1 protein-coding gene is annotated in these 12598 nt (G+C 39.7%); it reads right to left on the reverse strand.

What is annotated here, in order from left to right; translation table 11 throughout:
• Nucleotides 1-18: 18 nt before the first annotated feature.
• Nucleotides 19-12598, reverse strand: a 12580-nt coding sequence (locus DRF65_RS02540; protein WP_115968610.1) for a non-ribosomal peptide synthetase, incomplete at its 5' end; no start/stop codon positions are given.

Here is a 12598-nt window from a genome sequence, read left to right on the forward strand (position 1 = left end):
ATGATCTCCCATGCTGTTTTATTGTCCAACTGTTTTATTAATGATATCGATGATCTGTTCTTCTTTTTCTAACATAAACTGGTGTGCAGCTTCCACAGGATATACTGATAACAGTTCCTGATTTTCTATAACTGAGTCTACATTGTTATAGGTACAATCCATCATATAATTATTAAATGATTCGTCAAATCCTTCTCCACCCAACATTGCTTTTAATAAGACCACTTTTGTAAAACCAAGGCTATTAGAAATGTGTTCTCTTGCAATGGTAAACTCTGCCGACATAAAGCTTTTTGTAGCAATAAAATGGCTGTGATCTACAGGAACTTCCAATTTGCTGCTCAATTCTTCATCGGAAGGGAATGAAAGGAAGTTGACTAATTTTTGATCTGAGGCATAGAAAATGGTATCCAGCAGATAGACTTTAATCTTCTTGCATCCTCGTTTTTCCAGTTGAGAAGCTATTTCCAGCGCAATGGTTCCCCCCAGAGACCATCCCAGTAAAATATATTCTTCCTGCTGGGTCTCTTCCTGTATCTGAATGATGTGATCCAGGTAATATCCTGCCAGTTTATTCAGGTTATCAATCTTTTCTTCATGATAGAGGTTATAAGAATCCACGCCATAGCAGTCATAGCTGGTTTTCAGTTGTTCTGCGAGGGACTGATATACTTCACTTCCTCCGTTTCCTGGATGGATAAAGAATATATTCGGATTGTTATTGACTGCATTCAGGATGGATACTGTTCTGTATTCTTTACCGAATTTTGTAATAAGAGCCGCCAGCTTACTGATGGTTCTTTCTTTGAAAACATCTACAATCTTCACTTTTACATCCAATACCAGCTGTATTCTGCTAATCAGTTTTATCGCCATAATGCTGTTTCCACCTACTCTGAAGAAATCATCATGAATACTGATAGATTCAGGATCAAGACCTAATACTTCTCCATAAATTACTGCAATCTGTCTTTGAAGCTCATTTTCCGGAGCTGCATATTCTGATACGCCTGTAAATTCAGGTTCTGGAAGCTGTCTTCTGTCCAGTTTACCATTAATCGTCAACGGTAAAGCTGTTAAATGAACAAAAACATTAGGAATCATATATTCTGGAAGTGATTTCAATAAGAATTCTGACAACTGGAGAGGGTCAATTACCGGATTGGAAACATAATATCCCACAAGATATTTCATATTTCCTTTGTCTTCTTTCACCAGAACGGCTGCCTGACGAATGCCCGGATATTGAAGCAGGGTATTTTCAATTTCTCCCAACTCAATTCTATGTCCTCGGATCTTCACCTGGAAGTCGTTTCTTCCCATGTACTCCAATTCTCCATTAGCCAGTCTGCGTACTAAATCTCCGGTTCTGTATAAACGGCTGTTTTCATCTTTTCCTTTCTGATCAGCTGTCTGGAATGGATTAACCATAAAGCGTTCTTCAGTAAGTTCCGGTCTGTTCAGATACCCTCTGGCAACACCCGTTCCTCCAATGTACAGCTCTCCTACGGCTCCATCAGGAACAGGGCGATATTGAGCATCAAGAACATATAGGGTTGTATTGGCAATTGCTTTACCAATATTTAATGGGTTTTGATCTTCTTTGTAATCATGAAGCGTAGCACACACCGTTCCTTCTGTTGGTCCGTATTCATTGATAAGGGTAATATTTTCGATGTTTTTATTCAACGCCGGGAAACTTTCTCCTCCTGCATGGATCAGCTGTAAACTTGTTCCGTTATCCACAACTTCCCTCAACAGGACTGGTGGAATAAAGGAAACTTCTATGGTATTGGTTTTAATATAGTCATTAAGCTCATTCACTGAAGTTCTAAGCTCATTACTGTACAACCAAAGGGTATTTCCGTTGCATAAAGACGGGAATATTTCATACACAAAGGCATCAAATACATAATTGGAATAGACTCCTACATTTTTGTATTTTTCAAGCTGATGAACTTCAGTCATCGCATCGATCAGATTGATAACCCCTTTATGTTCAATCATGACTCCTTTAGGAAGTCCTGTGGTTCCACTGGTGTAGATCACATACGCTAAATTGTCTGACGTTACACGGGAAACAGGATTATGAGTCTCTGCTGTTGACAGTTCTTCAATTAATGCTTTATCATTCAATAAAACCAGATTCACCTCTAAGGAAGCCTCACTGAACTTGTCTTTTACTTCTTCATGAATAAGAATCACCTCAGCTCCCGTATCTTTTAAAATATGACTGATTCTATCTGCAGGATAAGAAGGATCCATCGGAACATACGCTGCTCCGGCCTTTAATATCGCAAGAATTGCTACTAGCATATCTTCTGAACGTTCAAGACATAATGGAACAAGATCATCAGGCTGAAGCTTGTATTCTTTGATGAGATAATTTGACAACTGATTTGCTCTTTCGTTCAGTTCATTGTAAGATAGTTTAACATCCTGATATACCAATGCCATATCATCAGGTGTTTTGGCAGCCTGATATTCAAATTGTTGATGAATTGTAGCTTTATCCTGATATGCTTTTCTGTTATCATTCCATATCTCTGTAATCTGTCTGTTCTCTGTTTCTGAAAGAAGAGATAACTCTCCTATTTTCAGATGATCAGTATTGGATTTTTCAATCTGTACAATCTGGCCCAACAGGTGTTGATAAGTGTTTGCTATACGGGCTATTGTCTCTTTTTTAAATAAAGAGGTAGCATAGTTGAAAGACATCTGAATTCCTTCAGGACTTTCGTTAATCATTGTTGTCAGATCAAATTTCGCTGCCTGATAATCTACGTCACCATCAAAAGGCTGGAAAATAACCTCCTCTTCCTGAGCTGCAACACCTCCAGCGTTACTGGTCTGAAGGCCAAACATCACCTGGAACACCGGATGTCTTGAAGTATCCTGTTCCACTCCCAGTTCTTCCACCAGTTTCTCAAATGGAAGATCCTGATGAGCCTGAGCTTCTGTGACTGATTTTGACACCTGCAGAATGAAATCCTTTATATTTTGTTGAGGATCAATTTTTTCTCTCAATGCTAATGTATTCACAAAGAACCCGATAAGATCTTCAAGCCCTGCATAATGACGGTTGGCAATCGGGCTTCCCACTATAATATCTTCCTGGCCTGAATAGGTAGAAAGAGTTAGATAATAACCACTTAACATGACATTGTACAAGCTTACTCCAAGATTTCTAGAAATGTCTTTCAATCCAAGCGCCATTGCTTCAGGGATATTAAATCTAGCAGTATCACCATCATAAGAAATCTCGGCAGGTCTATGGAAATCTACCGGAAGATCTAAGCTCTGATAGTCATCCAGTTTTGTTTTCCAATAGTTAATCTGGTTATCTAGACGTTCTCCTGTAAGATAGTTTCGCTGCCATAATGCAAAATCCTTGTATTGAATATTTAATTCAGGAAGCTCCGGCTGTTTTCCTCCGGCAATGGCATGATAAGCTTCAGCCACTTCTTTCAGGAATATATCGGTAGACCATCCATCAAAAGCAATGTGATGAATGACTACTGACAGGTAGCTGATATTATCTAACTTGAAAATATTGACTGCAACAGGAATCTCTTCTTCCAGACGGAATACCTTATGAGCGCTTCTGTTTACAAGCTCCTCCAGTTCTTCTCTGTTTCCTGCTTCTATAGTTCTGATTTCGGGAAGAAGATCAGTAACCACCTGATAACCAACCCCATTTTCTGTAGTCAGAATGAATGTACGAAGTACTTCGTGACGTTGGATTACAGTTTCTAAAGCTCTATGTAAAGCCGGAATATCGGTTTTTCTGCTCAAAGTAACTGTCATCGGAATGTTATACGCACTGCTCCCGCCTTCATAGGATTCTATAAACCAAAGTCTTTCCTGGGCAAAAGATAATCGTTGATCTTCCAACGAATCTACTTGTGAAGGAAGAATAGTGATCTGATCTTCCTGAATATTTTCCATTAACGCCGCCGATAAAGAAGCCACAGTTTTATGATTGAATATCATTGCAACGTTAGCCTGCATATCCAATGTCAGCCTGATCTTACTGATCAGCTTTATCGCCATAATACTGTTTCCTCCCAGTCTGAAGAAGTCGTCATGAATGCTGATCGTTTCGGAGTCTATTCCTAATACTTCACCATAAACCTTACATAGTTTTTCCTGCAATTCATTCTCTGGCGCAGTATATTCATGACTTCCTTTTAATTCCGGTTCCGGTAACTGTTTTCTGTCCAGTTTTCCATTAAGGGTAACAGGTAATGCTTTCAGATGAACAAAAATGTTTGGTACCATGTATTCCGGTAATGTTGCGGATAGGAATTCGGACAATTGCTCATCATTTAACTCGTTATCAGAAACATAGTAGGCTACGAGATATTTTACACCTGCATTATTTTCTTTGGCCAATACTGCTACCTGGCGGATATCGGAATATTTTACCAGAGCATTTTCAATTTCACCAAGTTCGATACGGAAACCACGAACTTTCACCTGGAAGTCATTTCTACCCAGGTATTCTATGTTTCCACCGGACACCCATCTTACTAGATCTCCTGTTTTATATAAGGTCCCGTTATATTTTTCGTCTTTTTCTTTATTGGTTTGGAATGGATTTGCAATGAAGCGTTCTTCCGTCAGCTCCGGTCTGTTCAGATATCCTCTGGCAACTCCTACACCGCCAATGTACAGTTCTCCCACCCCTCCGATAGGAACCGGATGTAAGAATTTGTCCAGCACATATACTGCTGTATTGGCAATCGGCTGCCCAATCAATACGTTCTGAATAGCAGGATCATTACAGTCATAATACAGAACATCCACGGTAGCTTCCGTTGGCCCGTAAAGGTTATGAATCTCAGCATGGCTCATTAATCTTCGTGCATCCTGTACCTGTTTTAATGGTAGAGCTTCTCCACTACAGAAAATGTATCTTAAGCTTTTTACCATGGCCTGCAACTCTTCTTTAGTGTCTAATGTTTCCTCAAAGGCACTTAACATAGAAGGTACAAAGTGTAAAATGGTCACATCGGTCTTTTGAATAACTTCAGCTAAGTATTCTGGATCTTTATGTCCTTCCGGACGTGCAAATACGATACATGCCCCATAGAAATGAGCCCAGAATAATTCCCAAACGGAAACATCAAATGTATAAGGCGTTTTCTGCAGGATATTATCTGTTGGTACCAAAGGATAGGTATCATTCATCCAGACAATCCGGTTCACTACACTTGTATGTTCTACCATTACACCTTTTGGATGTCCCGTGGTTCCACTGGTGTAGATGACATAGGCAAGATTGTCCGGCTTAATAGCTGTAACCGGATTGGATGCATTTTCTTTTTCAATGATTTGCTTGAATGAGGTATTATCTAAAGAAATAACATCTACATTCATACCCTGTAATTTCTCTGCTGTACTTTCCTGAGCCAGCATAATTTTGGCCTTGGTATCTGACAGGATATATTCTATTCTTTCTGCCGGATAAGAAGTATCCATTGGAACATACGCTGCTCCGGCCTTCAATACGGCAAGAACTCCAATCAGCATATTCTCTGAGCGTTCCAGGCATAAAGGGATTAAGTCATCCGGCTGAATGTCATAAACTTTGATCAGGTAATTGGCCAGGCGGTTTGAGCGTTCATTCAATTCACGATATGAAAGTTTTATGTCTTCATAGACCAGAGCAATATTATCGGGAGTTTTCAGCACCTGATCTTCAAATAGGCTGTGAATTGTTTTATCTGACGGATAGCTCAATTGGGTATCATTCCAGGCAAACATCTGCTCCAATTGGCTCTCTGAAATATAAGAAAGGGTATCGGATGTCATTTCAGGATTATCAAGAATCTGATTCAGAATAATTTCCATCCCATCCATCAGCTGCTTCATGGTTTTGTTTTCAAAAAGAGCGCCTTCATAGTTCAGTTTAAGCAATACACTTTCTCCCTGTTCTGAAGCCATTATTCCTAGAGGGTAATCCAGTTTTTCCACCGAATCTTTGAATATAAAACCAAGTTCATTGCTTCCTTCTCCTTTTGGAACAGGATAATTTTCATACACAAATAAGCTGCTGAAGATACGACGTCCGTCATGGTGAAGCTCTGCAAGGTTGATATCACTATGGGTATTCAGATCACTGATCCTGTTTTGAATTTCCATGATACGATCTATGACACGACCGTCTTCATGATTAACAATTAACGGTAAGGTATTGATATACAATCCGGCTGAGGATTCTATACCATCCACAGGTAAGCTTCTTCCGGAAACGGTAGTTCCTACTACTGTTGTCTGCAATCCGCTATACAGTTTTAACTGGCTGTGCCATAAATATTGCAATACAGCATTTACTGTTAGCCCATGAGCTTTCGTAAAGTCTTTCAAATGGTGATATCTGTCTCCGTTTATCAACATTGTTACTTTCTGATGATCTCTGATATGACGATAAGTTCCTAAATCTATCTGTCTTTGATCTTCTTTTACAAGGCTTTTCAGATCTTCCTGATCTTCAAGAAGAGTCATATATTGATCCCAGAAGCTACGGCCAGCTTTTTTGTTGACCTGTAAATATTTTTGACTCGCGGCATATGCCTGGTCTATTGACAGCACATATTCTTCATTATTCACTTGGCTCAGATATGCCTCATGAACGCTATTCATCATCACAGGCATACTCCATCCATCCAGTATAGCATGATGGTTACTGAACAGGCAACTGTAATATTCTTCATTTCGTTTGAAAAGATAGACTCTGAACAGATTTCCTTTGGTCAGGTCATATCCTTCAAAACGATCGTTATGAGTGATTTCTTTGATCAATTTTTCCTGCTCTTCTTCAGACAGAGCACTGATATCCTGATATCTCCAGTCTAATTCTCCTTTTTTGTCTATTACCTGTACGATTTCTCCATTCCAGTCAAATCTGACACGAAGGGTTGGATATTGTGCCTGGGTTAATTTCCATGAATTTTTTAATTTCTCTGTATTTATTTTAGCACGATACTCCCACATCAGCTGTACTCTGTAGGCGTCATCTGTTTCTCCCTGGTTCAGGGCATGATAGACAAATCCTTCCTGTAAGCTGTTGGCAAGATATACTCCTTCTATTTCTCCTTTTTCCTGAATCGCTGAAAGCTGAGTCTTTTCCACCACATGATCTACATCTGATCCCGTAAGGTAGCTTCTGTTCTCTTCTGAAAGGTTCTTAATAATGGATTCCAGATTCTGTTTGAAGCTTTCGGATAAAAGGGTAATGTTTTCAGCTGAAAGGTATCCTGAAATTCCGAAGCGAAGCTGACCGTCGACAACTGCACCATTGATACTTACGAAATGACTGTCACGGTTGGAAGCTCCAACTCCTGCTCCGGTATCTTCGGCTGCAATGAACCATGTTTTCTCACCTGATACATCTTCTTTGTCAAGCTGGCCTAAGTAATTGAAACTGATCTTCGGTAATCCACGGTTTGTATAGCCTACCAGGCTACCATAACCGATTCCATTATTCGGGATGCTTCTCAAAGATTCTTTGGTCAGGATAACGGTGTCTTTTGATGATTTTCCTGATTCCAGCTGTACCGGATACATGGTGGTGAACCATCCCATCGTTTCAGTGATATCTAACTGGCTGAATACTTCTTCACGTCCATGACCTTCCAACAGAATAGCATGACACTTATCCCCCGTAACCTTTGTAAGAGCCTGTGCTAAAGCTGAAAGCAACAAATCATTGATCTGAGTATGGTATACATGATGTATTCCACGAATCAGAGTTCCTGTGGATTCTTTATCCAATTGAAGGTGACCATGCTGGTATTCTCCTGTAATGAGTTTAGATAATGTTGAATTACTTTCTTCAACAATATCAGCAATATGATTCCAATACGTGGTTTCTTGATCTCTGGATTCCGGAGTTTCTTTTTTATAGCTTCTGATGGCTTCTACCCACTGACGGTAGCTGCTTCCTTTCTGAACCTGATAATTTTCTCCTTTTTCAAGGGTTTGATAGATATTCTTCAGGTCTTCGGTAAGGATTCTCCAGCTTACGGCATCGATAATAAGGTGGTGGAATGCAAAAAATATTCTTGCACTTCCATCCTGATAACCATCAACATATCCAATCTGATATAGTGAACCGTTTTCAATATCAAAATGGGACTGCCAGTCTGTGAATATATCAGCCAGTTCTTCCGGTTTCAGATCAGAAGCGTCAAGATAATTGATTTCAGGAGCATTTTCTCCTGATTTATATTCCTGAGTATGACCTGTATATCCCAATCTGAAGGCATCATGTTTCGTCAGTAATAAGTCTATAGCCTGTTCAAACAGAACTTTGTTAAGCTTCGGAACATTAATGATGAATGCCTGGTTCCAGTGATTGAATGCTGTAAGGTAACCGGATTCTTTTTGCTCAAAGAACCATTCCTGTACCGGCAGAAGCGGAACTTCTCCTGTAAGAATTCCCTGCTCGGTAAGAATATTGGCTTCACTTCCATGTTTTTTATCTTCTATAAGCTGAGACAATGAGGCTACCGTTCGGGCAGTAAATACTTCTTTTACACTTACTCTTACTTCTAGCTGCTGGCGGATCTTTCCTACCAGCTGAATACTGATAATACTGTCCCCTCCTAATCTGAAGAAATCATTATGAATACTGATGGTATCAGGATCAAGCCCCAGAACATCTCCATAGATTTGGCAAAGCTGTGACTGAAGTTCTGTTTCAGCGGCTACATAGTCTTTACCGCCTGTAAATTCAGGTTCAGGTAATGCTCTTCTGTCCAGCTTTCCATTAATGGTAAGCGGAAGTTCAGCTAAGTGAACAAAAGCACCTGGAACCATATATTCCGGAAGAGATTCTGATACATATTCTGAAAGCAGATCAGCATCCATAGCTGAATCTGAAACATAGTAAGCTGCCAGATACTTTACTCCTGATTTATTTTCTCTTGCCAAAACAGCCGTCTGACGAATGCCTTCCAATTGAAGCAGGGTATTTTCAATCTCTCCCAACTCAATTCTGTGACCACGAATCTTCACCTGGAAGTCATTTCTTCCTCTGTATTCCAGTTCTCCGTTTGGTAACCATCGAACTAAATCTCCGGTTCTGTATAAACGGCTGTTTTCATGTTTTTCTTTCTGCTCTGAGGTCTGGAACGGATTTACCATGAAACGCTCTTCAGTAAGCTCAGGCCTGTTCAGGTAGCCTCTGGCAATACCTGCCCCTCCGATAAACAATTCACCTACAGCTCCTACAGGAACAGGGCGATATTGAGCATCAAGAACATATAAAGTTGTATTGGCAATCGATCCCCCAATATTCAACGGGTTTTTATCTTCTTTGTAATCGTGCAGTGTAACACATACCGTTCCTTCTGTTGGCCCGTATTCGTTGACAAGGGTAATATTTTCAATATTTTTATCCAATGCCGGGAAACTTTCTCCTCCTGCGAAGATCAGTTTTAAACCTGTTCCATTTTCCACAATTTCTCTCAACAAAACTGGTGGAATAAAGGAAACTTCTATGGCATTGGTTTTAATATAATCATTAAGCTCATTCACTGAAGTTCTAAGCTCATTGTTGTATAGCCATAGGGAATTTCCGTTGCATAATACTGGGAATGCTTCATACACAAAGGCATCAAATACATAATTGGAATAGCATCCTACTTCCTGATATTCGTCAAGCTGGTGAGCCTTTATCATTGATCTGATGAGGTTTATTACTCCTTTATGCTCGATCATTACTCCTTTAGGAAGTCCTGTGGTTCCACTGGTATAGATCACGTAAGCAAGATTCCCTGAATGGACTTCTGTAACAGGATTATTAGCTACTTCTGTTTCAAGTGTTGCTTTAAGAGTCACTTCATCAAGTGAAATGACGTTTATATTCTGTAATTTATCGATGGTACTTTCCTGTGCAATGACCAATTTTGCCTGGGTATCTTCCAGGATGTGACCTATTCTGTCTGCAGGATAGGATGGATCCATTGGTACGTAAGCAGCTCCCGCCTTTAATACGGCAAGAATTGCAATCAGCATATCTTCGGATCTTTCAAGACATAGTGGTACCAAATCGTCAGGCTGAGTCTGGTATTGATGGATCAGATGATTAGCCAAACGGTTGGATCTTTCATTCAGTTCACGATATGAAAGTTTAACATCATTGTATACCAAAGCTATTGTATCAGGATTTTTTTCTGCCTGATATTCAAATAACTTATGAATGGTCATTTCTGATGGATAGTCTTCCTGCGTGGCATTCCATTCTGTGATGATCTGCTGTGTTTCTTCTTCTGATATGAGTGAAAGATTACGGATTGGTGTCTGATCCGGATTGGTGTCTATCATCTGATCTAAAAGAAGCTGATAAGAACCTGCCATTCGGATAATGGTTTCTTCTTTAAATAAAGCTTTCGCATAATTGAACATGATCCGGATATTTTCTCCGTCATCGTCAATCATTGTGGTAAGATCAAATTTAGCAGCCTTATAATCTACTTCTCCGGTAAAAGGATGGAATAATGCTTCTTCCTTATTGGCTTTAACGTCTCCATCAATACTTTGAAGTCCAAACATTACCTGGAAAACAGGATGTCTTGAAGTATCCTGCTCCACGCCAAGCTCATCCACCAGTTTTTCAAATGGAAGATCCTGATGAGACTGAGCTTCATTGACTGATTTTGATACCTGAAGAATGAAATCACTGATATTCTGTGCCGGATCTACTTTTTCTCTTAAAGCCAAGGTATTGACAAAGAAACCGATGATCTCCTCAAGGCCCGCATGGTGACGGTTCGCTATCGCGCTTCCCACCACAATATCGTCCTGTCCGGAATAAGCAGACAGCATCAGATAATAACCTCCCAGCATTACACTGTACAGACTTACCCCCAACTTTTGGGAAAGGGCTCTAAGTTTTTCTCCCTGCTCTGTATTCAGGTTGAAATAAAGATTTTCTCCTTCGTAGGATATTTGAGATGGTCTTTTGAAATCTGAAGGCAATTCGAGGTTCTGGAAATCATCCAGTTTATTTTTCCAATATCCAATCTGATTTTCAAGGCGATCTCCTGAAAGATACTCACGCTGCCATAATGCAAAGTCTTTATACTGAACTTTTACCGGAGAAAGTTCCGGTTCTTTTCCATCAGAAAGACTATAGTAAATGGAAGCTACTTCTTTTAAGAAAACATCTATAGACCAGCCATCAAAAGCAATGTGATGAACAACAATAGACAGATAGGCATGCTCTGCAAGTTTGAAAATATTGATCTCTACAGGAGTTTCTTCATCCAGGCTGAAAACCTTATTCACACATCTGTTGACAGCATGCTCCAATTCTGATTCGTTATTTACTTCTGAAATTTTAATCTCAGGAACAAGGTCTGTAACTAATTGATATCCTATTCCGTTCTCAGTAGTATGAATCATTGACCGAAGTATATCATGACGCATTATTACCGTTCTCAAAGATTCCTCAAAAAGATTCAGTTGAATACTGTCATCTAATCTTGTAATAATAGGAATGTTATAGGCACTGCTTCCGCCTTCATAGGATTCTATAAACCAAAGTCTTTCCTGGGCAAAGGACAATCGTTGCTCTTCAGGGGAATTTACCTTAACAGGAACTATGTTTATTCCATTTTCGTTATGATTTTCATGAGCTAAAGCATAGGAAAGAGAGGCCACAGTTTTATGATTAAACACCATGCCTACATTGACCTGCAGATCCAGCTCCTGTCTGATTTTGCTGATTAGTTTAACGGCCATGATACTGTTTCCTCCTAATCGGAAGAAATCGTCATGAATACTGATCGTTTCAGCATTAATTCCTAATACTTCACCATATACTGCAACAAGCTGTTTTTCAAGATCTGTCTCTGGTGCAATATAATTTTTACTGCCTGTAAATTCTGGCTCAGGTAATGCTTTCTTATCCAATTTACCATTGATTGTAAGAGGTAAAGAGATTAAGTGAACAAACACTGATGGAACCATGTATTCTGGTAATGATTCTGACAGACATTCTGATAGTAAAGATGAATCTATCTCATTTTCAGAAACATAATAGCCTGCAAGGTATTTTAAGCCTGAAGTATTTTCTTTGGCTAAAACTGCAACCTGGCTGATTCCAGGATAACCCAGCAACTGATTCTCAATTTCTCCCAATTCGATTCTATACCCACGGATCTTAACCTGGAAGTCATTTCTTCCGATGTATTCAAGTTCTCCATTGGATAACCAGCGTACTAAGTCTCCGGTTTTGTATAAACGTCCATTCTCTCCTTTTGATTTCTGATCTTCTGTCTGGAAAGGATTCGTAATGAAACGTTCTTCGGTAAGATCCGGTCTATTCAGATAGCCTCTGGCAATTCCGGATCCGCCCACATATAGCTCTCCTATAGCGCCTACAGGAACTATACGGTGGTGATTATCCAGGACATAAGCCGTCATATTTCCAATTGGACCTCCGATATTCACCGGATTTTCATCTTCGTTATAATGATGTAATGTCGCACATACCGTAGTTTCTGTTGGCCCGTAAGCGTTGATCAGATCTACTCCATGTTCTTTGTACATCGCCATGACCTGTGGATTGGTAACATCTCCGGCT

It is taken from the genome of Chryseobacterium pennae, assembly GCF_003385515.1.
GTDB classification, from domain to species: Bacteria; Bacteroidota; Bacteroidia; order Flavobacteriales; family Weeksellaceae; genus Chryseobacterium; species Chryseobacterium pennae.